This is a genomic window from Chthonomonas sp., assembly GCF_035294505.1.
Classification (GTDB): domain Bacteria; phylum Armatimonadota; class Chthonomonadetes; order Chthonomonadales; family Chthonomonadaceae; genus Chthonomonas.
On record NZ_DATGKU010000094.1, the window covers coordinates 26,559 to 51,907 of the forward strand.

Below are 25,349 nucleotides of genomic sequence, written 5' to 3' on the forward strand. Positions count from 1 at the left end.
GTGCAGATAACGCTCTTGCCGGCGCTGTCTTAACGATATTCAAGGAGGCCGGAGCCTCTAGCACACGATGAAAGAAAGAACCAAACCTCGTGCGCTAGGGGCTTTTGTGCTTTTGGAACGAGGAGAATAACGATGGATGCAAAGACACTTCTGCATGGCCTCTTCTCTCGCGCAAGAGGCGATCCCTTTGTCGTGACCTATTGGGACGGCTGTACATATCGTTACGGCGAGGAGGGAGAGCCGGTTTTTACTGTGAAGTTGTTGAAGCCGGTGGATATCGGAGCCTTTATCGAAAACATGGCCCTTGCTTTTGGTGAGGCCTACATGAACGGCGACATCGAAGTGGAGGGCGATTTGGCCGACCTGGTTGCCATGGCTTTACGGAACATTGCCTTAGAGGCAACTTGGCGACAAAGGCGGGCTTTGCGTGTTTTGGGGCGTGTGGCAGGCCATGCGAAACGCTCGTTACGGAAACAACAAGAAGATGTGGCAGCCCACTATGATCTGGGCAACGCCTTCTTCCGTTTATGGCTCGATGAGACCATGACCTACTCTTGTGCCTTTTTCCGCACGCCTAACGACACGATTGAAGAAGCACAGCGTAACAAGATGGACTACTCGCTGAAAAAGCTCCGGCTCCGGCCCGGCGAAACGCTGCTCGACATCGGTTCAGGATGGGGCGCTCTGATCTTGCGTGCAGCAGAGAAATATGGGGTCTACGCCATGGGCATTACTCTTAGCCGAGAGCAGTACAACGCCTCGCTAGATGCAATTAAGGCGCGAGGGCTGGAGGATCGCGTACAGGTCCGGCTGCAACATTACCAACAGCTGGCGGATGAGGGGTTAACTTTCGATAAGATCATCAGCATTGGGATGATCGAGCATGTCGGTAAGGCTCACCTCAAAGAGTTCGTCTCTTGTGTACGCAAGTTACTCGCACCCCAAGGAGTGGCTCTTCTGCACCACATTACGTTGCGCACCCCCACGCCTGAGTATGCGCTGCACACGATCTCTTGGGAGCAAAAATACATCTTTCCGGGCGGCTATATCCCTACGCTACCCGAAATGCTAACCCATCTTTCAGAACAAGGGTTTATCGTGTTGGATGTAGAGAACCTTCGACCCCACTACCGCCTCACTCTGGATAGGTGGTCCGAGCGTTTCGAGCAGAACGTGGAGAAGGTACGCGCCATGTATGGGGAACGCTTTGTTCGGATGTGGCGACTCTATTTGCGTGGGGCTTCGGCAGCCTTTCGGGTAGGGACACATGGCGTGCATCAAACCCTTGTGAGCAAGGAGGTTATTCATTCCCTGCCGCTTACCCGCGCCGATATCTGTCCTTAAGGAAATACCGAAGGGGCTTGGCTACCAATCGCCCACGCTGCCATCGGGGTAAAAGGTGCGTTGTAACACCTCCGGTTGGAAGGGATGCTTTTTTACCTCCTCCTCGTTGATCTCGATGCCTAATCCGGGGCGGTTGGAGGGACGAACGACCTGCCCTTTTGGGTCTACCGTAAAGCCTTCACTTACCACATCTTGGCGCCAGGGCACATCTTTGTGCACCGACTCGCAGATGATATAGGAAGGGGTAGCGAAGCCGAACTCTAGCGAGGCTGCGGTGCTTATCGGCCCTTGAGGGTTATGGGGAGCAAGCGCTACCCGATAGGCCTCTGCCATGCCGGCAATACGCCGCATCTCCGAAAAGCCCCCACAGTGGGTGATGTCGCACTGAAGCACACTACAGGCGCGTTTTTCCAGATATTCCCGCACGGCATGTTGCGAGGTTAGGCGTTCTCCCGTTGCGATAGGGGTTTTCACGGCGCGTTGAATAAGGGCGATATCATCCACCACTTCGGGCCAGCACGGCTCCTCGAGCCAGTAAAGCCCATAAGGTTCGAGGGCTTTGGCGAACAGAAGCCCCATACGTGGGGAGGGACGGGCGTGGCAATCTACCATGATGTCAATATCCGGCCCTACGGCCTCCCGCATAGCACGAACACACGCCTCTGCGTAATGTAGGGGGCGCAGCCCTTCTAGAGGCATGGTTTCAGGCACAGCCATCGCCTTGAAAGCCGTAAACCCCTCCTCCACTGCCTGTTGGGCCAAGTCGGCGAAGCGTTTGGCATCGGCCGGGTGGGTTTCGTAGAAGTCCTCCATTTTGCCGCCACCAAGGTGGCAATAGAGCCGGATATAGTCGCGGACAGGACCACCCCATAGTTTGTGGCAGGGAACGCCCAGCGATTTGCCGAGGATGTCCCACAAGGCGATATCTATGCCGGCGATGGCTGTGGCCCGCACAATTCCGTTGCCGTGCCAGAAATGCTGGCGATACATCATCTGCCAAAGGTGCTCGATGCGTGTGGGGTCTTCGCCAATAAGTAGGGAAGAGAGGTCTTCGATGGCACCCACTACCGATCTGGTATGCCATTCCAAAGTCGCTTCTCCCCAGCCCCAAAGGCCAGGCTCATCGGTGAGCACTTTTACGAAAATCCAGTTGCGCATTCGCGCATTGCAGACATGGGTTTCAATGGCCGTGATTTTCATAGGTTAAATCGTTGCTCCTTACAAGGGCGCTTCCTTGCGCAAAGCGCCGCAAATAGTAGGTTGAGGATACACTTCAGTTCTTCACCAGGCCGCTTTTTCCTGCCTCCTTACGCTACCTTCAGGCCTAACGCTGCTCTCCGTAAAAGGAAGCTATAAAAGAGGCACCTTCGGTGGAACTTTCCGCGTGAACGTCCCTTAAATCCGCAAACTGCCCTTTGCTGTTTCTCTTCCAGCCGAAGTCCGCACTTCGGCTGGCATTTTTTAAGGAAAGCTTTCCGCAAGCGCGCTTTTGAAGGGTATACTCTATCTATCGCTTTAACTACTTTCGCAAAATCGCTTTGTGGGCTTGATAGCCCTTTGCGAAATCGAAACAACAGACCCAAACGAAGACAGCATAGGACGATGAGCAGCCATCCCATGTGTAATGACAACGAGGAGATCGTTAACCTCCGTGCAGAGGTTGAGAAGCTTCGTAAAGAGCTTGCAGAAGCGCGGGAACAGCTCGCGGCGGAGCGTCAACGGAGAGCAGAGCTAGAGCAAACCAAAGGTGCTGCCCCCGCACCTACCGAGATCGCCGAAGCCCCGGTGGTGATTACCGAATATGAGGCGACCCTGCGGCGGGTGGTGCAGCGCACGGCCATGATCGTGCAGGCAGAAAAGTGCGTGATCATGGTGCGCGATGAAGAGACAGGCGAACTTGTGGCCTGCAAGCCCGCCTGGGGGATGAGCGATGAAGAGGTGAGGCGGTTTCGTGTCTCGCCCGATGTAGGCTACTCCGGCGAAGTTTATAAAACGGGGAAGCCGGCCTTCCTGGAGGATGCATCCGCATCCCCACGGGCACGCCTCGAACAGCTTCATACCTACGGTGTTCGCAACGCCCTCTCGGTTCCTCTCATCCTTGAAAAGCGCGATGAGAACAATCAGATCGTAGATCGCATCACGGTGGGTGTGTTGCACTGCTTCAATAAACGATTCGAAGAGCGCTTTAACGAGGAGGATTTGCGCCTGCTTGAACGATTGGCGCGTAACACAGCGGCCGTAATCGCCAATATCCAAATCTATATGCGGGTGGTGGAAGAGAAGCAGAAGCTTGCTCATACGATTGAAAGCCTTTCTGCCGGCATCCTGCTGATCAGTCCTGATGGCCGCATTGCCCAGATGAATGCGCAGGCACGCGCCATTTTCCACATTCCCTCTTATCTCGATCCCATCGGCAAGCATTATCGGGCGGTCATTCAGCACGAGCAGGCTCTCGAAATCATACAGCGTAAGATGAGGGAACTGCTTAATCCGTCGCTTCCCGAATCCGATTCGTCTACGGGGGAAGAGCGGGCCCAGCAGAACGAGATCACCATCACCGATGAAGATGAAGACCAGTATATCTATCAGGTGCACGCCGCTTTGGTGCGCGAGAGCGCCGATAAGCTCATCGGAACCGTCTTTATCTTTAACGACATCACGGATATTCGGAACATCGAGCGCATGAAAACCGAGTTTGTTTCCATCGTATCGCATGAACTGCGCACGCCCCTTACGCCCATGAAAGGCTTCATTCAGATGCTTATTGATGGCCTTGAGGAGGGATGGCTCACTAAAGAAGAGCAGAAAGAGTACTATCAGATCATTCAGGAGAACGTGGATAGGCTTAGCCGCATGATCAACGATCTGCTCAACGTGTCTCGCATCGAGCGCATGGGGGCTGCCGGCATCGAAATGAATTGGGAGATCACCGACCTCCGCAAGGCTGCAGAGGCCGTGGTTAACACCCAAAAAGGACGTACGGACAAGCATACGCTGGTGATTGATTTTGAGCCGGAGCATATCAAGGTTGAAACCGACCCCGATAAGATTCAGAACATTCTCCAAAACTTCGTCTCCAACGCTATCAAGTATTCGGAGGGAGGAGAGGTTCGCATTATTGCGCGGCAAGAGCCGCCAAGTGAGGAGTTTCCTCAAGGTTCCGTGCTGATCGGCGTGAAAGACCAAGGCATTGGCCTTTCGGAAAAGGAGATCAAGCGAATCGGAGAGAAGTTCTTCCGCTCCGAAAACAAAAAGGTAAGGGCGGTAGGGGGCACCGGCATCGGGCTGTTCTTGGTGAAGCACCTTATCGCCCGTCATGGCGGCTATATGTGGGTTGAGAGCGAGCTTGGCAAGGGAAGCACGTTCTGGTTCCGCATCCCGTTGCGGCAGCCGAAACAGCAGAGCGAGGTGGCCAAATCGAGCTAGTCGCGATCACGCGATGGCTAAATCTGCGTAGAGGATAAAGGAGAGACAATCGGTGCAGCCTGTGATCGTGCGTGTACAACGTGAGCCGGAGGCAGAGGGGCTGCCCTTGCCCGAATACGCCACACCGGGAGCGGTCGGCCTCGATCTGTATGCGGCGCTTCCGGAAAATGAGGAGGTCATCATCCGGCCCGGTGAAAGAAAACTGATCTCCACAGGGCTGCGGATAGCCATTCCGCCGGGGTTTGAGGGGCAGGTGCGCGCACGCAGCGGGCTGGCGCTGAACTACGGAATCGGGTTGGTAAATGCGCCCGGCACGATAGATGCGGACTTTCGTGGTGTCTTAAAAGTGTTGCTGATCAATTGGGGCGAGGTGCCTTTCACGGTGCGGCGCGGTGAGCGTATCGCACAGTTGGTGATCTCCCCTGTCGCCAAGGTTGTTGTGGAAGAGACGTCGGCTCTCGATGCCACAGAGCGTGGTGATGGAGGGTTTGGCAGTACGGGAATTGGTTGTTGCCCAAGTGTGGTAAATTCAACGTAGCGGGGAGTTTGCAGGGTGCATGAAGGAGCGAACGGATGGATATACCGGATGAAAGAAAGACCGAGACCCCATTAGAGAGCGACTCAAATTCAACCAAACAGGAGCCTACAGATACTGCGAAGGGAGGGGCTTTGGCGAGTATTGTGGAAGACCCCTCCATTCCTCCGGGTGAGGCAGGCATACGCCACCTTCTCGTCAGAGCCAATCTCCATCGTTTGCGCAAACAGTATGCCGAGGCGGTAGAATGCTGCATTACTGCCATTCGTCGCCGACCCGATTGTCAGGCCGCTCACTCCATGCTCGGCGATATCTATCGTGATCAGGAGAATTGGGCGGAGGCGGTGCGATGGTATCGTATGGCCGTGGAGATTCGCCCAAGTGCCGTAGATGAGGCGCGCCTCCAACGCGCCGAGCAAGAGTTACTTCGCCACCAACGAGCGCTTCCAAACGCCATCCCCTCCGACCCGGAGTTGCGAGCCGGCACCATGCCCTTAATGGGGTTGCCACCGCAGCGTTGGCTGCTGGGGCTTTGGCTGGTATCGTTGGGGTTTCTCGCCGGCGTGCTCCTCATGCTCATCGCAATGCGCACGCGCTCCCCTCTTCCTACGCCGTCTTCCTCTTATGCAACCCCGAAGATCGGCGGCGGGTTCGGCAATGGGGTCACGTCGCTGCCACCCGCCTACACCACAAGTCCCTACGTTCCCGTTTCCTCATCCTCCCCAATGCAGAGCGCCCCGACTTCTCAGGTGGCTCCCGCAAACCGCAGCGGCGTATCGGCAACCCAAAACGATCAAGCAACCGCTGCCCCCTCCTTGCCCCCACAACCTCATCTGCCTCCGGCACCGCTAAAGGGAACCACCCCGTTGCCGGTGCAGCCCACCCAGCTCGCGCGCGTGCCGGATGAGCCTCAGACCTCTCTGCCACAAACGCCCACGACCTCTCCAGACAAACTCGACCTTACCAACGGCTTTCAACTTACAGGCGAAAACAACTTGGGAAGAGGGGAAGTCGCTCTTTTTCTCTTGGCGCCGGCCAGCTATGCCTCCGATACAAGCCCAACGACCCAGGCCACCGTTATACGCAATATCTATCGTGCCGCGCGCTACGTGTTCGCAAACTCCTACTATGCTTATGCCACCGTGTTTGTGCAGGTTCCCTCGCCGCAAGGAGGCGACCCTTTGGCCATAGCACAGGCCAGCCTGTTTCGCAACGACGCGATGAGCCTGAACCCAGACACCACCTCCGTGCAAGACCTCACAGCGCGTCTGCAGAATTTTCAGTCCTTTGTTAACGGGTCTCTACCGCCTAACGCATCCGCAAACACAAGCTCTGGTGGAACCTAAATCGGGAGAAGGAAAGATGCCTGAAGCCGCTCGCATTCTTGTGGTGGACGATGAACAGCCGATAGCGGAGGCCATAGCCTACAACCTAAAAAAAGAGGGGTTCTTTGTGCAGACGGCTGCCGATGCCGAGACCTGTCTCGAACTCGTGCGCACGACACCCCCCTCTTTGGTCATTCTCGACATTATGCTGCCTTCCATTAGTGGCTTCGATGTGTGTCGCCTTTTGCGCCGCCAAGGCGACATCCCCATCATCATGCTAACGGCTCGCACCGCGGAGCATGACCGTGTGAAAGGGCTTGAACTCGGCGCGGATGACTATGTTACCAAGCCATTTAACATGCGTGAGCTTATTGCGCGCGTGCGAAGCGTGCTGCGCCGTACCTCGCCCTCACATGCCAAAGACGAGACGATTAAAGTGGGAAATCTCTTCATTGATGTGGGCCGACATGAGGCGCGATTAGGTGAGAGGCCGCTGAACCTCGCCCCAAAGGAGTTCGACCTACTGCGTTTTCTTGCCACCCATCCCGGCCGTGTTTTCACGCGCCAAACGCTCCTCGATCGCGTTTGGGGAACGGAGGCTTTTGTGGATGAACGCACGGTGGACGTGCATATCCGCTGGCTACGGGAAAAAATAGAAGAAGACCCCTCCAATCCACGACGCCTCATTACGGTAAGGGGTGTGGGCTATAAGTTCTCCGAATAGCATGGATGCCTTTTTGCTGGAGCCGCTTCTTCAAGAGCTGGAAATAGGGGTGCTTTTGGTAGATGAAAAGCGCCGCATTCGGCAGGATAATCTTGCGGCTAGAAAGATGCTCGGCGCTCCAGATGCAGGTTTGGTGGGGCGCACCTTGCTAGAAGCCACTCTCTCCTACGACATGCTCGAGCTGCTGCAACTCGCCCGCAACCGTTTGGAGCCTCAAGAAGGAGAGATACGCTATCGAGAGGCCACAGGCCGTATTCTCAAGGTTCGCGTGATCCCTATCTTCCGCACCGATTCCGCACCGGATGAAGAAGCAAAAACCCTGTTCTTTCTGATACTTCTGCAGGATGTAACCACCCTGCGTCATCTAGAAACGGTTCGGCGCGACTTTGTTGCCAATGTTTCTCACGAACTGCACACGCCCCTCACCTCTATTCGCGCTATCGCCGAAACGCTTCGGGATGGAGCGCTACAAGACCCCGATGTTGCCGACCGCTTTATTGGGATTATCCTCGGAGAGGTGGAACGGCTTACCCGCATTCTTTCCGATCTGCTTGTGCTCTCGCGTGCCGAATCGCAACCGGTACAGCGCGTCTCCTTCGACCTCGCCGAGATGATTCGGGACGTGGTGGAGCGTTTTCAGAAACAGGCCGAACGCCATGGGGTGAGCCTGCAGTGCCTTATAGAAGCGCCTTTGCCGATATCCGCCGATCGTGATCAGATGGAACAGGTGCTCGTAAACTTAATTGACAACGCCATTAAATACAATCGAGAGGGAGGGCAGGTGGAGGTTTGTGCCCGAAAAACGGAGGCGGAGATCGTTGTGGAGGTGCGCGATACCGGAATCGGCATTCTGAGTCAAGACCTACCGCGCATTTGGGAACGTTTTTATCGTGCCGATAAGGCGCGCTCACGGCGCACCGGAGGAACCGGCTTAGGTCTTTCCATCGTGAAGCACATCATCGAGGCCCACGGCGGCCAGGTGGGAGTTCAGAGCGAATATGGAAGGGGCAGCACTTTTTCGTTTCGGCTGCCCCTTCAAATCCCCGCGAAGAACAGCTAGATGGTTGGCTCTTCGTCAAGCTCTCCTTCCGGCTCTATCTCCTCTTCAACATCAAGTTCTTCCGAAGCGATGTCGTCTATCTCTACATCCTCAACCAAAGGAGCGGCGGCGCTGAGATCGGCGTCGTCATCCTCATGCACAATAGCCAGGCGAGAAAGCAGAGGGTTTGGGCTATCCAATATGCTCGGTGCGAGCGTCTCTTTTTGACGCGCTTCGTCGCTGACGAACTTCACATTGACGGTGGCCAACCACTGGGGAACTTTGGGTAAAGGCTTTCCTGTTTTGTAGCAGCGTACCTCTTGCACAGGTTCATCGGGCTTAGGCATCTCTACCTGTCCTCCTGAAATAGAAGCCTCTGTTTTCATTTTCACCTCTTTTTTGTGCTTTCTAACGAAGAATCGGCCGGGTGCATTTTCACAGAAACGAAACCGTTAATGAGCATAAGCACTCCGGTGCCGAGATAGACCAAAGACGAAATAGCCTCGGTTTTCGACCCCGGCTCCGTGAGAGCACGGCCGCCAGTTGCGAAACCGAAAAGGCTTAGTATCACAAGGATGACCCCAACAACATTGAAGGTGTTTAGGTAACGACGCATTCTTCTCTCCATATCGCGCTTCGGCGCAGAATAATATACCACGAAAAACCCCTATCCCGTTGCCTAATCCTCCGCCTTCGGCAACTCTTTTGCGGGTTCTATAGGGAGAGCGTTTGGCGCCGTATCGTCCGCCAGCGGGGGAATGGGCGTGCACCACAGGAAGCTTAAGAGATAGCGTATGAGGCCTCCGGCAAGCCGCAACCGAATGCGCCATAGCAGCCGAGAGAAATTGCGATCGAAGGAGCGAATGGCCGCGTTATAGTCGCGATAGGCGACGCCTATCCTCTTTTGGCTATCTTGCGAAAGATTCAGTGAAGGCTGCTTTATTTGGTTCTGCAACTGTTGGAGCCGATTTTCTAGGCGCTCGATCTGCCTCTGGTAGCCTTGAATGGTGGCGTCCCGCTGTTGGCGTAAGCTCGCCTCGATGCGCTGGAATCGCTCGTAGAGGGTTTTGCTCCGTTGACAGGCCGCCGCATACTCGCCAAGCTTCTCTCGGGAGGCTTCGTTCTTGAGCGGTTCCGTTGTGTCGTCATCCAATAGGTCAGGGTTGGGCCTATCCGTAGAATAGGTGTTTTTGGGCTTTGGAGATGAAGAGGCAGGGCCGAGTCCTGCAGGTTGCCACTGATGATGTGGAACTTTCTCATAGACAACGGCCTGGGCCTGTTGCCTATCGTCCTTGTGAAACGCAGTAAGGTCTGTGGGCGCATAGGAACCGTTAGCGGTGTCATACGTCGGTTGTGCAGAGGCTTCGTTTACGCGGTCATCGCGCGAGGGCGTTGGCGATGAGGGTTCCCCTTCAGGGGAAGCCTCTGTTTGCTGTTGCTTCGCCTGGGCACGGGCCATCTGGATGTGCTCCAGATGAATCTTGTCTGCGATGTCGTAGACCTGGGCTTCACGCTTATCGGCAAAGGCTTTGTGGATAGAGCGACCACGTCCAAAAACCCAGCCCTCCAAGGCGTGCCAGAACAGGAAAGGAACGCAGGCGATAAGCGCTAGCGTCCAATACGTCAGGTTGGATATATCGCCATTAGCGAGTTTACTGCCGTGAAGTATGAGCTGGTTTGTATGGCGGTCTTGGAAGAACTGCACAATGCCGTTTCGCTCGATGTGAGCCTCCAACCAAATGAAGCTGGCAAGTGCGAACACCAAAAGGAATAGAGAGATGAACACCGCTCTCCGAAGCCATTCGCCCACGCGTTCTGGGTCGTCCTGATGGCGAACAATGAAGGAGTTATAGCGCTCTTCGGCCAGGAGGGCGGCGATGCCGTGCACGGTTCGCCCCAAAATCCAGAACATGGCCACGCCGATGACTGCGAGAGGCCCTAGGGCGCGCAACTGCGCTTGCGGATCCACGGTGAACTGATCCATCTGCACAATGCCAAAGAGAATGCCGATGCTTGTCCCAAAAATAGTTCCGCAGATGACGGTGGCTACAGCCGTCATAAGCCAATGTGAGCTAGACAAAACCGCGTTGGCGCAAGTCACATACAGACGTTGTGCCCAAGCGAACAGCCCCCTCCGATCCTCCGGCATAGGTTTCAACCGCATTCCCTGCATCAGTTCCATCGTAGGAGAATGGCTCAAAATGCCGTAACGGGCGGCCAGGGCCTCAACGGATGGAGCGCGCTTTCTCGCAAGCTCCAGCGATTCAGAGTAGTCCGGATCGTCGTGCCAAGGCTTTGGCTCAGGTGCTGGGCGAGATTCAAGCCGATGTGCGATCTTTTGGGCGAGTGCATCTCGAATCGTTGCGAAGATAGAGGTACGGGGCGGTGCGGTAGACTCTTGGCGCTGTTCCGGTTGTTGCCGAGACGCATCTGGTACAGGCATCGGCGCGGCAGGGGCAGGTTGGGCTGCCGGAGACTCGTTCTCCGTTTGAATAGGCATTTCCTTTTTGGGCAACACGATCACTCCGCACTGTGCTGCGAGGTGCCATGCCTCTTCCCGGGCCTCTAGCAGCACATCCTCGTGCGGTTGTAGCTGCTGTTCGTACTCCTGATGCGCTTGCCTAATGCCGCTTCGGCAGTCCGCTATCTGTTTTAAGATATCTTGAATCTCTTCATCTATCTGTTGGTTTGATTCGAGGATAAGCGCGTTTTGTTGATGAAGTTTGAGCTCCTCCTCTTCCCGAACTAACGATTCACGTGCGTGATTGAAGGTAATTCGGTGGAGCAGGTCCTCTAGGCGTCTTGCTTCGGCGGGCATGAAAGACCTTAGCCAGTTTATCAGGGGTTGGTAGATCGTTTTGATTTGATCATCTGTCAGCGCTTCTGCACGAGGTGGGCGTCGAAATCTGTGGGGCATGGGACGCGCCCGGATAATCGGTTGTTTGTTCGCTTCTTCATGGCCGTAATCGTCTGACACAGGTTCTTGCTCCTTCCTATCCTTATTTTCCGTAGAGCGTCGAAAGGGCGCTCTTCCACTCATCTAAACCGGCGAGCTGTAGATGGTTCTGAAGGGTTTCGTAAAACGCTCTTTGCCACAGAGGCCGATTTTCGGGTGTGATGTCAATAACATACAGTTGTAGGCTTGTGTGGTCGTGGCAAAGCGTGTGTGCCCGCTTACAGAAGTTCGTTACGTTGCCCTCATCATCGTCGCCATCGGTCAGAATTACCACAACCGGTCGGGCGGATTGACGATAGTGCGGGTCATCTGCAATGAAATGAAAGAGAGTACACGGCCGGGTGCCCAAATCCTTAGATAGATGTTGTGGCGCGAAATAGCGATCCTTTAGGTCTTTGAACTCCATGGAGTATTCGTCGGGTGGTACGCGCGGCCCGAAGATGCATTGGGATTGGCGGTCATACGTCCATATCTCCATAGGTATTTTGTAGCTAAGGGCATAGGTAGCAAGTAGGTCGAGTTGAGCGAGCTGTTGTTCTCGGAAAGGGGTTGTTGAACCGGACCTGTCTATAGCCACGATCAGCAGATCGGGGCGTGCAACTTGGTGGGACGGGTCTGCGCTTTGCTTGTTAGGCCCACAACCCACGAGACACACGACTGCAAGAAAGCAGAGCAGCTGCCTTTTCAATGTTTTGCCTCCTTAAGTCCTTTTACATAGTACATGCATACGGTATGCTATAGATAACCAGTGTAGCATGAAAAAGGTTTCGTTGTTTTTCGGTAAAGTTGCCGGTTTGCCAGGTATATAATGTGCCTAAGAGGCCAAAAAGCGGAAAGCGCGTTTTAGGAGGAGCTTGGTGTAGATAAAGAGCCTCAACGGGGTCGAACGCGGAACCGTGCACCACGATGATTTTGATGGCAAACGGTGGTAATATCCTTAGTGAAAAGATATTATGATGACCACGTCCATACAGCCGCCTCCTTTAGGTAACGATGAGGTGCGACATGCCTTCTCGTTACTCAATCAGGTTTCGCAACGAAGCCGCATTCGTGCGATCGCCGAGCAGATCGTCGCCAATGCGACACCGCCGGCGACGGCCTTTGCAGAGCTTGTGCAGGCCTTGGTCTCTCCTGACAGGTATCATTGGCGCGAATCGCGGCTGGCTGCTTGGTGCCTATCCCATGTTCCTCTGTTGCCCCATCAGCGTTCGGTTGCAATACAAACGCTCGCCGATGTGGTCAGCAAGCGGTATAAGCCATCGCTGCGCAGCATCGTGGCGCGTTCGGCCTTTATCAGCCTCATTATCGGGGCAATAACGCTTACCCCGGCTGGTATCTTGGTTATTGCCATTCTTTGCTACCCTCTCGTGCATCTGTTTGTGTGGGATGCCGCCCGCTCGCACGCTGCCCAGATCAGAGGAGAGGCCGCGCGCGCTCTACAAACCCTTCAGGCCGTAGAGACTATCGATCTCCTCACTGCAGCAGCGGTGAACGACATGCTGTTTGTGCGTCTACAGGCGCGCAACGCTCTCTGCCATTTGCTTCCCTTGCTAACATCGGCGCACTACGGCACGCTAAGACCCTCTACTCTTCAGCTGCTCTCTTATCTGCTGAACGCCCCCAACGAGCTGCTTGCGCAGCGAATACTCGAGGCCTTTACAAAAGTGGGCACCCGAAGCGTGCTCTCCGCGGTAAAACTCATCGCGCGAGGCAGGGGAAAGCACGGTCATCTGCCGCCTATTCGTCAGGCGGCCATCGAGGCACAGAGGCGCATTGAGGAGCGCCTACGTCGGGAACAAGAGACCCGCGTTCTTTTGCGAGCCTCTCAGGTCGAGCCGACCATGCCGGAGCAGCTTCTGCGGCCGGCTATGGATGCGCATCTAGAGAGGTCTGAAGAGCTGTTGCGCGCCAGCCAATCGGGGGAACCGTTGGACAGCGATATCGCTTTGGCGATCATCGAGGACATTAAACTCCGCAGCGATCCACGTGCCATCCCGTTTTTAAAAGACCTGCTTCAGCTGCCCTCCCTCCCGCAAGCGGTGGCTATGGCGACTCAGGAGTGTCTTGCTTTGCTTCAAGCACGGGCGGAGTTAGATCGTTCTGCGCCTCCCGCTCTGTCGCCAGACATCGAGGCCAAACTGTTCCAAACGGATCGGCCGCCTCAAGCTTTTTAGCTTCCCTTGGAGAACCTCAAGTGAACCGTGCGACTTTCTTTCGTTTTACAGGCCTTATGCTGCTCATGGTAGGTGGGATAGGGGCCAATGACAAGGGAACGCTTTTTGTTCAAAGCCCTTCTTCCAAACGGCGGGTGCTTACCGTGGGGCCTGGGCAGGAGTTTGCAACTCTGTCGGCGGCGCTTGCGGCTTCGCGCGATGGCGATACCATTCGCGTGCAGGCAGGCACCTACCTCAACGATTTCGCCAGCATAGATGCCAAAGTTCAGATTGTGGGTGTTGGTGGTAAGGCTCACCTCGTTTGCACAAAGCCTATTCCGAACGATAAGGGGATTTTTATCGTTAACACGGACTGTGTGCTTCAAAATCTGGAATTTTCTGGGGCGAAAGGCCCCAGCGGCAACGATGCCGGCATCCGCTGGCAGGGCGGCAATTTAACTCTTGAAAACTGCTGCTTTCATGATAATCAAGATGGTCTGCTTGGTCAGGGCGGCACGTTAACCATTCGAAACTGTGAGTTCGCACATAACGGTGCTGGCGACGGTTTTACGCACAACCTCTACGTTGGAGATGCCGACAGTTTGGTGGTGCAACACAGCTATTTCTATGCGGCCGTTGTGGGGCACAACATCAAGAGCCGTGCCCGACGCACAACCATTACCGCCTCTGTCATTGCCGATGGCCCCGATGGAACGACCAGTTTCAGCATCGATCTGCCTAACGGCGGCATCGCACGTATTCAGAAGAATCTGATCGAGAAGGGGCCGAAATCGGAGACGGGTATCATCATCGCTTTTGGCGAGGAAGGCCATCTCAAGAGTCCCTCCTCTCTTGTGGTTCAAGATAACATCCTACTTAACGATCAAACGGCGCATCCTCCTACCGCCGTGCACAACGCTTCACCCGTTCCTGTACAAGTGCTTGGAAACCGGTTTTACGGGCTTACCCAGAACCAGCTTGCGACCGGCCCTCATGTTCTATCGAGAAACGCTTTGCTTGCTACCGCTCCCTATGCCGTCACTTACTGGACTCCGTCACCACCCTCCCCTTGGCCGGTGAAATAGGGCTTGGAACAGGGAAGCGAGGTCGGTGCCGGCCGATTAGGGAACCCTTTTGCCCTCTTAGGAATCGAAAAACTAGGACTGCCGTATTCTCCTGGAAATCCATGTCACAAGCGCTTCGGAATTCACGTTTCTCTACTATGTTCTTTTCTGTTTGAACATCCGATAATCGAGTTAGTAGCTCATCCCCCGCAAAGCGTCTCGGATGGGCTTTTTCATCTTGATCGAGGAGATACAAACGATGAAAGTTGGTCGTTACTTGCTTTTGGGGTTGGCTGCCGCCGGTTTCGGCGTGGCCTTAACAGGGTGTGGCGGCGGCGGAGGCTCTGTGGGAACACGAAGTACCACCAGCCTCACAGGAACCGTGACTGTGCCCTCCGGAACCCCAACGCGTGGGGTTAGCTTCCGCGCAACATCCACCAATGTACCTCTGCCCGGCGCCAGTGTAAGCCTCTACGATATTACCCAAGGAGGCGCCAACGCGATTGCCGGCTCTCCGGTTGCTACCACAACAACCGATGCCAACGGGAACTACCAGTTCCAGAACCTGCCTCCAGGGCATAATTTCGTGGTGCAGGCCAGCAAAACCGTTACCAGTACGGGCACTCCGACGACCATAACGGTGGCTACCTATGCCTCCACCAGCACCTCCTCTTCGAGTGGACCTGTGGTGGCCGATGCCGACGAAAACACCACGTTGGCGGTGGGCTACTTGCTGCAACAGCTCAAGGCGAATCTGGCCTCGAATACGGCCAATCTAGGGACGTTGGTAAGCCAGTTTGTGCAGCAGGTGCTGGCCCAAGAACAGGCGGGGCATGGACCGAATATTGACCTCACCAAACAGCTTACCGACCAGGAAAATGTGGCCGAGCAGGTGGAACAAGAGGAGGCGCAAGCGGTTATCGGCGGCGCCTATGTTGGGCAACCCCCTTCGCAGGCGGCCTCGGATGAGGAGAACGAGGGGAAGGCGGTTCATGCTCTCGTAGACCTCGTGGTAGATAGCACCCATTCCACCGTGCAGGGCGTCCTTGTGCTGGCCTCCAGCGGAGGGTCTGTCTCCGATGCCGATAGCTTTTCTGCCACGCTACAATCGGACGGCTCCTTCACAGCCACCACAACGGATGCCTCGTACACCGTGACCGGCGTTGTGGACGGTGAAGAGATGCACGGGCATTGGGCTTCTGCGAACGGGCAGCTAGATGGCCATTGGGAGGCGACCCACGCCTCGGCGCAAAGCGATTCGAGCGGTGGCAGCACGCCGCCTCCGCCGCCTACCGGTTCCGGCGGTTCCGGAAGCTCGGGCGGTAGCCAAAGCGGCTCTCAAGACAACACAAACACCCTGACAGGCACACCTGGCGCCGCCTATGTAGGTACATTTAGCGCTCAGGCTGCCGGCAGTTCGTCGGGCCCTTCTGGCTCGTGGTTCCTTTTCCTCTTTCCGAACAAGGAACTCCTTTTGTATGCCCACGACAACACCGATACCACGCTGCCTCATAATCAAAAGGTGGTGCTTGCCTTCGGAAGCCTTGGCTCGAACAACACGCTCTCTCTCACGCCTGTATTTCCTTTAGCGAGCGGCGCTAGCGCCTCGGCAACGATCTCGGCCAGCGCTGCCATAGGGCAACCGTCGTTGCAAGGCAGTTGGAGCTGCAGCGGTTTGGTGTCGGGCAACGTGTTCAACGGCTCCGGCACGTGGACGGCTACGCTCTTCTAAGAGACCTTAGCGAAGTAAAAAAAAGTTACGGGCAGCCATTCGGCTGCCCGTAATGTTAAGAGGATGGGTTTTAGGCACAGGCCAGCGAGCCCATCGGGTGCCAGGGGGGCAGAGGAATAGGCTTCGTATCGAGCGCCTTGAGGATTTTCGGCTCGACGTACGACTTCTCTACCACCACCTCGTAGGTATATTCATCGAACCAAGGGTCGGTCATCACCATGAAGCCCTTGTCGCCACCTTTATCGCCCCAACTGTTCTCCACACGCCACTTGCGCGGGCGCTCCTTCTCGTCGAGGTCTACGCCGGTAAACACCATGGCATGGGTCATCTGGCTATGGCCGTAGTTCAGCCGAGTGGCCTTATCCATCCCAAAAGAGACACCGTAAAGGCTTTCCGGATCGTGCAGCTCTAAGTCCATAAGCCCCAGATCGCGGTCGAAGTGTTTGCCTACATCGCATCCAAACCAAACCGGTTTGCCGTCTTTGATCATGGAGACGGTGGCTTTTTTAATTACAGGAAGCTCTACATTGAGATAGCGCACAATGTGCCCTTCTACAACATTGCCCAGATACTCAATGGTGTAGAGCTTGTTATAATCTAAAATGGGGCAATGGATGAGACAGACACGCTCATCGAGGTCTACGGGCACATGGCGTTGCATGAACTCATGTGGTGTAATGACCCCATCGCGGTGAAAGACCTTATCTTTGTCGCGCCACTGCCAAAGAAACTCCTGAGGAGGTTCGCCGAGATGGATGCACAACATGCGGTAGACTTCGTTCACCATTTCGGCTTTGCGTTCACGCAGTTTGGCCTCCTTAACGCCCTTGCTATGGGCTTTGCGTAGCTCGGCCGCATCTTCGCGCAGCTTGGCAGTAATGTAGTAGTTCATGCTGGGTGTGTTGCTGCTGCTTTCCGTTTCGGGCATGATGCTTTTGGGGATAAGCCCATACTTGTGCACGAGGTTAACAAACATATCCCACTGTCCGCCATCTTGAATGGGGGATTGCAGTAGCCAGTTGATCAGGCGCCCATCGGTAGGTTCATCAAGCGTTTTGAGGATATTTTCTAAGAAATAGTTGGCCTTTTCCAGCTTATCCCAGAACATGAGGTAGTTTTGAGAAAACTCGAAATCCTCCAGGTTCATCTGTTCCGCTGCGGCCATGCGCAGGGTGTTCAGTGCGGCAAAGAGCCAGCAGCGTCCGCTTCTCTCTTGGCTCGTGGCGGCACCTGTTTTCACCATGTGCGAAAAAGTGTGGTTGGTGCGGGTAACCACATGACGATTAAGGGCAACCTGATTGATAGGGGTTTTGCAAACCGCGTTCATAGCCACACGAAAGATGGGGTTGGCTTGGAAGTCACGGCGCATCCGTTCTAAGTCTTCAGGGCAGAGAGGGCCTTTACTCGAATTCACTTTTTTTGCCATTCGTTTCCTCGCAGATTAGGTTTTTTGACAACTACAAGACTCCTCTTTCGACATTTAGTTTCGGAGTTCCTCTAGTGTTACGAATAGGTTAGAAACTCCAGGCTTCAACGCTGGGGCGGCCAGGCGTGTTAAAGGCCAGCTATCTGGTGGTCGGATAGTTCCCCATGGCGGCAAGGAGCGTGTTGCGCAGCAACATGGCGATGGTCATGGGGCCAACTCCGCCTGGGACAGGGGTAATATAGGAGGCAACCTGCGCCGCCGATTCAAAATGCACATCGCCCACGTCCCCACTACGGCCCTCTACACGATTGTAACCGGCATCTATGACCACCGCGCCGGGACGGATCATGTCGCCGGTTATCATCTCTGGGCGTCCCACAGCGGCAACGAGGATGTCGGCCTGGCGAGTCTGCTCGGCCAAATTTGGGGTACGTGAGTGACAGATGGTAACCGTTGCGTTGCGGTTTAGGAGAAGAAGCGCCATGGGCTTTCCCAAGATGATGCTTCGCCCCACAACCACAGCATGTTTGCCTTCGATGGGGATATGGTACCGATCGAGCAGCTCAATAATGCCGGCGGGCGTGCAGGCGGGGAAGGCCGGTTCCCCGTTGACGAGGGCGCCCAGGCTCATGCGGCTAATGCCATCAATATCCTTCTCCACCGAAACCTTATCGAGCACGGCGGTCTCGTGCAGATGTTTCGGAAGTGGGTGTTGCACCAGGATGCCGTGGACGTGGGGGTCGGCATTGAGACGTTCCACAAGCGCCTCGGCCTCTTCCTGAGTGGTGTCGGCGGGCAAGCGATGCACCGACGATTCCATACCTACCCATCCACAGGCTTTCTGCTTCATGGCCACATAGGTCTCTGAAGCGGGGTTATCGCCAATGAGCACAGCAGCGAGATGCGGCACGATGCCCCGTTCCTGTTTGAACGCACGTACCGCCTCGGCGATCTCGGCGCGGATCGTTCGCGCTGTGGCGGTGCCATCGAGTAAAGTGGCTTTACGTTCCGTCTGTTCGCTCAACTCTCGTCCTTTCCATCCATATCCATTTCGATGAGGGTCTCTTCTTGTTCCATGAGATGCGGTGAGGGCGTTGGAGCGGTGGCAAGCTTTTCGGCCATCGCGCTCAGCACACCGTTCACGAATCGGCCCGAATCGGCGGTGCTATACTTTTTGGCCAGCTCCACAGCCTCGTTAATGATGACGGCAGCCGGAAGCTCGCGTCGGATCAGCAGTTCACAAGCGCCGAGACGGAGGATGTTGCGGTCTACCGATACGAGGCGTTCCAACCTCCAACCCACGGCCGTCTCTCCAATGGCTGCGTCGAGCTGATTACGGTTTTGAGACACATCCAGTACCAACTGGGTAGCAAAGGGAGCGGTACGAAGCCACAGTTCAAGATAGTGCCTCACCGTATCCGCGATTCGGCGCCAACGCGCTATCTGCTGCCGATTGAACTCCTCGCGTTGTGTTAGCAAGAGGTTTCGGGTCTCTTCCGTCGGCGCGGAGGCGGGGAGGGAATCCAAAATGCGTTTCGCCTCCTGACGTGCGATGCCGCGCATGAGGCTTTCGAGGTGACGAGGCAAATTTTCTCTCATCTCCTGAAGAAACTGCTCCAGATCGGCCTTCTCTTGGGAGGTTAGAGCCTCATAATCGGCTTCGAGCGGATGGCCGGGTGGTGGTAAGAAGGCCCTTTTGGGGAGGGCGGAGAGTAGATAAGGGGGTTGTAAGACACCGGAGGGCAGTTTATTGCGCAAAGACCTTTCCAGAAGCTGTTCTTGCCACCACGGGGCCTCTCCGAGTAGGGCGGCTGCCACGAAAGCATAGAGGCGTGCCAAAGCCAGATGAAAGTGAGGCAGTCGGGGCAGAAGAGGTTGTGTGAGAACATCGAGACAGGCCTCCTCGAAAGGAGAGCCGCTGCTGGTGCGTGAGCCGAGATGTACAAAATCCTGACGAAGGTGATCCATCGCGGTCATGAGCACCTCATGGAGATCACCATCGCCCACATCGTATTGATAGAGCACTTTCAAAGCCCATTCACGCGCTAATCGGCGCACGCTAATTCGCATTTTGAAATCTCAAGGGTATACTTCTAAGCGGATTTTACACCGTAGGACTCTTCACGCACGATATTGTACACCAGAAATGCCGGCTTTGGGGTAGGCCCTAGAGGACAGTTTATAGAATGACCGACCTTCAAACTCAGGCGGACGCCAAAACGGTTCCCGCCATCACCATCTTGGGGCTTCCTGTTCATCGCGTGAACATGCAGGAGGCTCTTGATATCGTGGATCGATTCGTTCGGGAGCGCAAGCCTCGACACATTATCACGGCGGACGCATCCATGTTGGTGATGGCGCAGGAGGATAGGGAGTTACGCTCTATTTTACTCGCTGCCGATCTTATAACGCCGGATAGCGCGGGGGTGCTTTGGGCGGCGAGGCGGCAGGGAACGCCTTTGGCGGAACGCGTATCGGGCGTTGAGCTTGTGGAACGTTTTTGTGCGCTTTCTGCGCAGAAAGGCTATCGCCTCTACTTTCTCGGGGCGGCGCCAGGCATCGCTGCTGCTGCCGCCGAGCGCATGCGCCGGCGCTATCCGGGCGTTCAAATTGTGGGGGCTTATCATGGGTTCTTCGGCCCGACGGAGAACGAGGCCATCCTAGATGAGATACGCCGCTGCCAACCCGATATTCTGTGTGTGGCCTTAGGGATTCCGAAACAGGAGAAGTGGATAGCCACCTATCAACGTGCGCTTGGGGTGCCGGTGGCAATTGGGGTAGGGGGAACCTTCGACGTGCTCTCCGGCAAGGTAAGGCGTGCTCCTCAATGGATGCGTCGGCTTCATTTGGAGTGGCTTTGGCGGTTGTTAAACAACCCGCGCAAACTGGGCAAAGTGCTGCTGCTCCCGCGTTTTGTGAAGCTGGTGTGGCGTTCTCAGAGGACGCAGCAGCCTCTCAAAACCGGCTAAAATCGGCGTTCCGCAGGGGGAACGAGAGTTTCCAAAAAATAAAAAACAACCAGGAAAGGACTATAGGAGAACGTGGCTAAAAAAGTTCGAGTGGGTGTGATCGGTACGGGAGGTATTGCCAATGGGGCGCATCTTCCCGGCTATGCAAACATCCCCGATGAGTGTGAAATTGTGGCTCTCTGCGATATTAATCCAGAAGCCCTTCAACGCACCGCACAACGCTATCCGCAAGTAAAGCATCTTTTCGATGATTACCGCAAGCTGCTAGAGCTCGATGAGATCGATGCGGTTTCTGTCTGCACGCACAACGCGGCACACTACGGGCCTACTGTGGATGCCTTGAAGGCCGGCAAACATGTGCTCTGCGAGAAGCCTATCGCCATCAATACCCAAGAGGCAAAGGAGATGGTGGAGACGGCGCGCAAACAGGGCAAAATCTTACAAGTGGGCTTCAACTCGCGCTTTTCGCCTACCCATCAGGCCCTGAAGCGTTTCATAGATGCCGGCGACCTAGGCGACATCTACTACGCGCGCGTGCAGGCCTTGCGCGTGCGCGGCATTCCCGGTTGGGGTGTCTTTACCGATAAGGAAAAACAGGGCGGGGGCCCTCTCATAGATATCGGGGTACACGTAATTGACCTCGCGCTCTGGTTTATGGGGCATCCTAAACCCATCAGCGCTACCGGTATGACCTATCAGAAACTGGGCAATCGCGACCTCGTTGGGTTTATGGGCCAATGGGATTACAAGAACTTCACCGTGGAGGATTTGGCCGTTGGCTTTGTGCGCTTCGAGAACGGCCTCACCATGACGATTGAGGCGAGCTTCGCCGCCAACTGGAAGCAGGACACCCAAAACATAACGCTGTTAGGCACGGACGGCGGTCTGGAAACAAGCCCGCCCACCATTGTGCAGGAGAAGCATAAAGCGCTCTATCACTTCGAGCCACGGGTGCCCGGTGGCGGCCAGCAGTTCAACACCTACAACGCCGAGATCAAGTCGTTTGTGGAGTGTGTACGCGACGGCAAGGAGCCGCTGGTAACCGGGGAACAGGCCTTGATCGTAGCGCAGATTACCGAAGCCCTCTATCGCTCCGCAGAATCGGGCAAAGAAGTCGCCATCGCCTAATGCTCTCCTCAACCCACCTGTGCGCCTCGAGCGTACAGGTGGGTTCTTCGTAAGATAACGAAACCAAATCTATGCACTACTTCGTCTTGAAAAGCGTATCGGCTACGCCGATACCGTCGGCCGGTTATTCCGTCAGGCAAAGGAGAGTTTCCTTTGGAAGCGCCCTCAGAAACCCCATCCGAACGTTCTGAGAAGGGAATAGAGACTTCTCAGGAGACGGCTTTGTGTTCGACCTCCGCTCCGACGGTGAGCGTGAGGGGGTTGCTTTTGGCGATCGTCTGCGTGGCCGTGTTCGGCGAGCTGGGCTACACCACCGTGAACGTTTCGGCCATGCCGGTCTATATTCATGACCTCCGCCTTGGCGATCATCTCGTGGGCATCGCCATGCTCTCTTTCCTGGTGACGGAGGGCCTTTTAAAGTCGCCGTTCGGCATTTTAGGTGATCGATTCGGGCGCAAGGTCATGATGATCGCCGGCCCTCTCCTCTCTACGGCCACAGCCGTGCTGACGCCCCACGTGCAGCATCCCTTTGCCCTCATCCTTCTACGCATTTTCGACGGCATTGGGGCGGCGGCGCTTTGGCCGTCGGCGTTTAGCCTTATCGGTGACCACGTTCCCGAAAACAGGCGCACGGCCGCGATGAGCTATTTTAATATTGCCTATCTCATCGGGGTTGCGGTAGGGCCGTTTCTCGGAGGGGCGATAGACGACTTTGCCCGGTACCGCCTCCATCTTCATGGGGCATCGCCCGTGCGCTTCTCCTTCTATTTGGCCTCGGTGCTGTTTCTCTTAACCTCGCTGATCGCCGTGCTCGTGCTACCAAACGATCACCCCGGCGCCGGCCACGCCAAGGCCACAAACGAGTTTGATTTTAAGGCCTTCCGTGCCATGATGCGCCGAATGCCCATGATACTCCTCATGACCTTCATCACTTTTCTCGGCATCGGGCTGATCATGGCCTACGTAAAGCTCTTCTTAATGGCGGCTTTACATCTTACAGAGACGGATTTCGGGCGCATGTTGCTTATTCCGGCGCTCCTTATTGCCGTTCTCTCGGCGCCGATGGGGGCCTTGGGCGACCGATTGGGGAAACCGTTGGCGATCAAGATCGGCATCGGGACGTGTGCGGTCTCCTTCTGGCTTATGGTGCTGTTTTTGCAGCGCGCTACCTTGCCGATCTACGGAACGCTGCTTGGGCTTGGCTTTGTGCTGGCCTTTCCCGCTTGGATGGCACTGGTAAGCTCTTTAAGCGATGCAAGCCAACGAGGGGCGGCCATTGGCGCGGTGGGAACAGCACAGGCGCTTGGCACCATTGTGGGGATTGGTGTGGGCAGTTTTCTCTATAAGCAGCCCGGCTTCCGCCTAGGTTTTTTGGTTGTTCCCAACCATGGGTGGCCGTTCTTAGGGTGTGCGGTGATGCTGCTGACGGCTTTTCTTATTGCGGTCTTTGCCGTACATGAGAATCCGAGTACGGCCGCTATCGAGAAGGAGTAGTCCCGGCCACAAAACGCGCCGCCAGCCCGCGCAGCACGGTGTAGGGTTGTTCGGCAACCCATTTTTCTGGGAACATCCAAGTCGGTACGTTCCAAATGCCTACACGATGGGCAGGGGCGTCGAACTCGACGATTCTATCTCTGTAGCGGCGCTCGTTAAGGCATCGCTCAAAAGCCACCCCATCGAGATCGGCTCTCCTTGCGATCTCGCGAAGGATGCTTCTATCGGCTATATCCCTGTCTTCTTCCCAATAGGCATGATATAGGGCATCGAGATAAGGCTCGATAAGCCCTTGTTCCTTAGCAAACTCGGCACCTTCCAACGCGAGGCGAGAGTTAGAGAGAGGCCCTCGCTTTTTCGGCAGGGTAAGCCCTTCGGCCGCCAAGAGCAGTTCCAGGCGTGTGGGCACCGGCGGCTTTTTATCGGCATCCGGATCGGGGGGAGGGGGTGTGTAGGTTAGCCCCTCCGGTAAAAGCTCGAACCCAAGCCAATTGAATTCGATGGTCGGAAACTCTTGTTTCAAACGTTTTGCCTGATGGCGACCTACCCAACACCAAGGGCAGATGACATCGTGTGCGACGGACAGAACAGGCATCCTTCTTCCTTCACAAACCGGTGTGCGTTTCGTCTACCTCCTCTTTAAACGCCTAGGAGGATGTTTCCGCAGGCGGCAGCAGCTCCTCCAAAGTCTCCTCTTCCAGGAGCTGCAGGGTGGCGGCCATCACCTCTTGTGTTTGTGCTTGTACCGTATAGAACATCGCCTCGCGGAAGAGGCGCTGAGCTGGGTTAGAAAGCAGGTTGGCCGCTCCGCTGCTGGCCGCCACGGCGGCATGGGCGGCGCGAACGGCCAAGCGGATGGCATGGGCGCGCAGGCGAACCGCTTTTTCAAAGAAATCCGGCTCGTTGTTGCGTGCGTTCCACTCTGCAATGGCACGGCGGGTGCGGGCAAGCTCTTGGGTGAAATGGTCTGCAGATTGGCGAATGGCCGGTAGGGGGCGTTTTTCCGCCAGGCTGCAGAGCAGGCGCACGGCTCCGGCGGCGCAGCCCATGGGGAGGGCCGTGCCCCCCAAAACGCCTTTGCGGTCGTTGCAGCGCAGGGTCTCTCTATCGGAGAATTGCAGGCGATGGGCTTCTGGCACGAAGAGGCCTTCAAGGGTGAGGGTAACCGTTGCCGAGGCGTTCATGGCGCAGAGGCGCAACGGCGGAGAAGCTTGATAGCGGCCCCAGTCCCCATCGGGCGGCGTAAGCCCCTCGAACAGTTCCGGGAACTCCTCTCGGTTCGCCGGCACCCAAACGTAGACAAAACGCTCGTCCGGCAGAGTGGCGCCGAAAACGACCTGGTTCATGAGGCCCCATCCGGTAACCCATGGGGCGGTGCCATAAAGGCGATAGCCACCGGGCACGGGTTCCGCGCGCAACACAGGAGGCCCGGGGCGACGCAAGTGGGCAAAGGAGACACCGCACAGCATTCGTCCCGCGGCAAGCTCCGGCACGAGGCGCTCTTTGAGGGCGGGGTTTGGCCCGTTGGCGATCATGCGTGAAGGGCCGTGATGTTGCGCCTGCACAAAGGTGGTAACGCCGCAGGCGGAGGCGAGTATCTCGGTGATGGCCCGCTGCGTCTCACCCGAGACGTTGGAGCCACCATACTCTTTGGGCAACGCAATCCCCAAGAGGCCGGCTTCGGCTAGAGCACGAAAATTCTCTCGGTTAGGGCCGTCGGCCTGGTCGCTTATCTCCGCGTTGGGCAACAGAACCTCTTCGGCAATTTGGCGCGCTTTGGCGATGAGTTGCTCTTCTTCAGGGCTGTGGTGGGCGCTTTCTGGGGTCGGCAAGCCCACTGCATCCTCTGTGTTCTCTGCTGGGCCACAGCTTCCGGAAGCCATCGCTCCTGTCTCCTCTCATCATGCGGTGCTGCTATTTAAAGTTTACCTGCTCAAGACGAAAAAACCTCATGGATTGCAGGCTATTCCTCGCAAACCGCCGAAATCGTGAGAGAGACAGTGAGAAAACATTGAGATGTCTTAGTGTGAACCG

The 25,349-nt window shown here is 55.9% G+C and carries 22 protein-coding genes; 12 read left to right on the plus strand and 10 right to left on the minus strand.

Translation table 11 applies throughout. The annotated features are described in order from the left end of the window. Positions 1-132: 132 nt before the first annotated feature. Complete coding sequence (locus VKV18_RS05460; RefSeq protein ID WP_324203215.1) at positions 133-1,344, plus strand: cyclopropane-fatty-acyl-phospholipid synthase family protein; 1,212 nt, start codon at positions 133-135, stop codon at positions 1,342-1,344. Positions 1,345-1,365: 21 nt separating this feature from the next. On the opposite strand, the gene dgoD is transcribed toward VKV18_RS05460, so the two are convergent. Next, complete coding sequence (gene dgoD, locus VKV18_RS05465; RefSeq protein WP_324203216.1) at positions 1,366-2,544, minus strand: galactonate dehydratase; 1,179 nt, start codon at positions 2,542-2,544, stop codon at positions 1,366-1,368. Between the two features lie 417 nt (positions 2,545-2,961). Here dgoD and VKV18_RS05470 point away from each other — a divergent pair, with 417 nt between their 5' ends. Genes VKV18_RS05470 through VKV18_RS05490 form a run of 5 tightly spaced genes read left to right on the plus strand, consistent with a single transcriptional unit; the run spans position 2,962 to position 8,414 of the window. Then, positions 2,962-4,770 (plus strand): ATP-binding protein, encoded by a 1,809-nt coding sequence (locus tag VKV18_RS05470; protein ID WP_324203217.1) that lies wholly within the window; start codon positions 2,962-2,964, stop codon positions 4,768-4,770. Between the two features lie 52 nt (positions 4,771-4,822). Continuing rightward, a complete protein-coding gene (dut, locus tag VKV18_RS05475) occupies positions 4,823-5,308 on the plus strand; it encodes a dUTP diphosphatase (RefSeq protein ID WP_324203218.1) in 486 nt (161 codons plus the stop codon). 35 nt (positions 5,309-5,343) lie between these two features. Next, a complete protein-coding gene (locus tag VKV18_RS05480) occupies positions 5,344-6,651 on the plus strand; it encodes a tetratricopeptide repeat protein (RefSeq protein ID WP_324203219.1) in 1,308 nt (435 codons plus the stop codon). Positions 6,652-6,667: 16 nt separating this feature from the next. Then, positions 6,668-7,354 (plus strand): response regulator transcription factor, encoded by a 687-nt coding sequence (locus VKV18_RS05485; RefSeq protein ID WP_324203220.1) that lies wholly within the window; start codon positions 6,668-6,670, stop codon positions 7,352-7,354. Between the two features lie 13 nt (positions 7,355-7,367). After that, the gene (locus VKV18_RS05490) at positions 7,368-8,414 is read left to right on the plus strand and encodes a sensor histidine kinase (RefSeq protein WP_324203221.1); all 1,047 of its coding nucleotides are present in this window, start codon (positions 7,368-7,370) and stop codon (positions 8,412-8,414) included. Here the strand turns inward: VKV18_RS05490 and VKV18_RS05495 are convergent. The 4 genes from VKV18_RS05495 to VKV18_RS05510 all read right to left on the minus strand — a co-directional run bounded on the left by VKV18_RS05495 (position 8,411) and on the right by VKV18_RS05510 (position 12,037). Then, entirely contained in the window at positions 8,411-8,779 is a 369-nt protein-coding gene (locus tag VKV18_RS05495; RefSeq protein WP_324203222.1) for a hypothetical protein, read from the minus strand. The genes VKV18_RS05490 and VKV18_RS05495 overlap by 4 nt on opposite strands. A 2-nt stretch (positions 8,780-8,781) precedes the next feature. After that, positions 8,782-9,009, minus strand: coding sequence for a hypothetical protein (locus VKV18_RS05500; RefSeq protein WP_324203223.1), 228 nt, complete (start codon positions 9,007-9,009; stop codon positions 8,782-8,784). 63 nt (positions 9,010-9,072) lie between these two features. Further along, positions 9,073-11,370 carry a hypothetical protein gene (locus VKV18_RS05505; RefSeq protein WP_324203224.1) on the minus strand — a complete coding sequence of 766 codons (2,298 nt, stop codon included), beginning with the start codon at positions 11,368-11,370 and terminating at the stop codon, positions 9,073-9,075. A gap of 22 nt (positions 11,371-11,392) precedes the next feature. Then, the gene (locus VKV18_RS05510; RefSeq protein ID WP_324203225.1) at positions 11,393-12,037 is read right to left on the minus strand and encodes a hypothetical protein; all 645 of its coding nucleotides are present in this window, start codon (positions 12,035-12,037) and stop codon (positions 11,393-11,395) included. Positions 12,038-12,302: 265 nt separating this feature from the next. On the opposite strand from VKV18_RS05510, the gene VKV18_RS05515 reads away from it, so the two are divergent. From VKV18_RS05515 to VKV18_RS05525, 3 genes are all read left to right on the plus strand, one after another. Then, positions 12,303-13,523 carry a hypothetical protein gene (locus tag VKV18_RS05515; RefSeq protein ID WP_324203226.1) on the plus strand — a complete coding sequence of 407 codons (1,221 nt, stop codon included), beginning with the start codon at positions 12,303-12,305 and terminating at the stop codon, positions 13,521-13,523. A gap of 20 nt (positions 13,524-13,543) precedes the next feature. After that, positions 13,544-14,587: a right-handed parallel beta-helix repeat-containing protein gene (locus VKV18_RS05520; RefSeq protein ID WP_324203227.1), complete on the plus strand. Its 1,044-nt coding sequence runs from the start codon at positions 13,544-13,546 to the stop codon at positions 14,585-14,587. Between the two features lie 238 nt (positions 14,588-14,825). After that, positions 14,826-16,298: a carboxypeptidase-like regulatory domain-containing protein gene (locus VKV18_RS05525; RefSeq protein ID WP_324203228.1), complete on the plus strand. Its 1,473-nt coding sequence runs from the start codon at positions 14,826-14,828 to the stop codon at positions 16,296-16,298. Between the two features lie 70 nt (positions 16,299-16,368). On the opposite strand, the gene VKV18_RS05530 is transcribed toward VKV18_RS05525, so the two are convergent. The 3 genes from VKV18_RS05530 to nusB all read right to left on the minus strand — a co-directional run bounded on the left by VKV18_RS05530 (position 16,369) and on the right by nusB (position 19,794). Then, positions 16,369-17,724: a C1 family peptidase gene (locus tag VKV18_RS05530; RefSeq protein ID WP_324203229.1), complete on the minus strand. Its 1,356-nt coding sequence runs from the start codon at positions 17,722-17,724 to the stop codon at positions 16,369-16,371. Positions 17,725-17,863: 139 nt separating this feature from the next. Next, positions 17,864-18,748 carry a bifunctional methylenetetrahydrofolate dehydrogenase/methenyltetrahydrofolate cyclohydrolase FolD gene (gene folD / locus VKV18_RS05535; RefSeq protein WP_324203230.1) on the minus strand — a complete coding sequence of 295 codons (885 nt, stop codon included), beginning with the start codon at positions 18,746-18,748 and terminating at the stop codon, positions 17,864-17,866. Then, a complete protein-coding gene (gene nusB / locus VKV18_RS05540) occupies positions 18,745-19,794 on the minus strand; it encodes a transcription antitermination factor NusB (protein WP_324203231.1) in 1,050 nt (349 codons plus the stop codon). Before nusB ends, folD begins: the two co-directional genes overlap by 4 nt. A 116-nt stretch (positions 19,795-19,910) precedes the next feature. Here nusB and VKV18_RS05545 point away from each other — a divergent pair, with 116 nt between their 5' ends. The 3 genes from VKV18_RS05545 (at position 19,911) to VKV18_RS05555 (ending at position 23,315) form a co-directional block, all read left to right on the plus strand. Then, positions 19,911-20,693, plus strand: coding sequence for a WecB/TagA/CpsF family glycosyltransferase (locus VKV18_RS05545; protein ID WP_324203232.1), 783 nt, complete (start codon positions 19,911-19,913; stop codon positions 20,691-20,693). Positions 20,694-20,765: 72 nt separating this feature from the next. Further along, positions 20,766-21,821: a Gfo/Idh/MocA family oxidoreductase gene (locus VKV18_RS05550; protein ID WP_324203233.1), complete on the plus strand. Its 1,056-nt coding sequence runs from the start codon at positions 20,766-20,768 to the stop codon at positions 21,819-21,821. Positions 21,822-21,974: 153 nt separating this feature from the next. Further along, positions 21,975-23,315 (plus strand): MFS transporter, encoded by a 1,341-nt coding sequence (locus VKV18_RS05555; protein ID WP_324203234.1) that lies wholly within the window; start codon positions 21,975-21,977, stop codon positions 23,313-23,315. Here VKV18_RS05555 and VKV18_RS05560 read toward each other — a convergent pair. Together VKV18_RS05560 and VKV18_RS05565 are read right to left on the minus strand one after the other, a co-directional pair. Then, complete coding sequence (locus tag VKV18_RS05560) at positions 23,299-23,910, minus strand: DsbA family oxidoreductase (protein ID WP_324203235.1); 612 nt, start codon at positions 23,908-23,910, stop codon at positions 23,299-23,301. The two genes, VKV18_RS05555 and VKV18_RS05560, sit on opposite strands and share 17 nt — an antisense overlap. A gap of 52 nt (positions 23,911-23,962) precedes the next feature. Then, positions 23,963-25,198 (minus strand): acyl-CoA dehydrogenase family protein, encoded by a 1,236-nt coding sequence (locus tag VKV18_RS05565; protein ID WP_324203236.1) that lies wholly within the window; start codon positions 25,196-25,198, stop codon positions 23,963-23,965. Between the last annotated feature and the right edge of the window lie 151 nt (positions 25,199-25,349).

Bases quoted from the DNA above. Each gene is read 5' to 3' on its own strand.
- VKV18_RS05460 (WP_324203215.1), top strand. From the start codon at position 133: ATGGATGCAAAGACACTTCTGCATGGCCTCTTCTCTCGCGCAAGAGGC.
- dgoD (WP_324203216.1), bottom strand. From the start codon at position 2,544: ATGAAAATCACGGCCATTGAAACCCATGTCTGCAATGCGCGAATGCGC.
- VKV18_RS05470 (WP_324203217.1), top strand. From the start codon at position 2,962: ATGTGTAATGACAACGAGGAGATCGTTAACCTCCGTGCAGAGGTTGAG.
- VKV18_RS05480 (WP_324203219.1), top strand. From the start codon at position 5,344: ATGGATATACCGGATGAAAGAAAGACCGAGACCCCATTAGAGAGCGAC.
- VKV18_RS05485 (WP_324203220.1), top strand. From the start codon at position 6,668: ATGCCTGAAGCCGCTCGCATTCTTGTGGTGGACGATGAACAGCCGATA.
- VKV18_RS05495 (WP_324203222.1), bottom strand. From the start codon at position 8,779: ATGAAAACAGAGGCTTCTATTTCAGGAGGACAGGTAGAGATGCCTAAG.
- VKV18_RS05500 (WP_324203223.1), bottom strand. From the start codon at position 9,009: ATGCGTCGTTACCTAAACACCTTCAATGTTGTTGGGGTCATCCTTGTG.
- VKV18_RS05515 (WP_324203226.1), top strand. From the start codon at position 12,303: ATGATGACCACGTCCATACAGCCGCCTCCTTTAGGTAACGATGAGGTG.
- VKV18_RS05525 (WP_324203228.1), top strand. From the start codon at position 14,826: ATGAAAGTTGGTCGTTACTTGCTTTTGGGGTTGGCTGCCGCCGGTTTC.
- VKV18_RS05530 (WP_324203229.1), bottom strand. From the start codon at position 17,724: ATGGCAAAAAAAGTGAATTCGAGTAAAGGCCCTCTCTGCCCTGAAGAC.
- nusB (WP_324203231.1), bottom strand. From the start codon at position 19,794: ATGCGAATTAGCGTGCGCCGATTAGCGCGTGAATGGGCTTTGAAAGTG.
- VKV18_RS05545 (WP_324203232.1), top strand. From the start codon at position 19,911: ATGACCGACCTTCAAACTCAGGCGGACGCCAAAACGGTTCCCGCCATC.
- VKV18_RS05560 (WP_324203235.1), bottom strand. From the start codon at position 23,910: ATGCCTGTTCTGTCCGTCGCACACGATGTCATCTGCCCTTGGTGTTGG.
- VKV18_RS05565 (WP_324203236.1), bottom strand. From the start codon at position 25,198: ATGGCTTCCGGAAGCTGTGGCCCAGCAGAGAACACAGAGGATGCAGTG.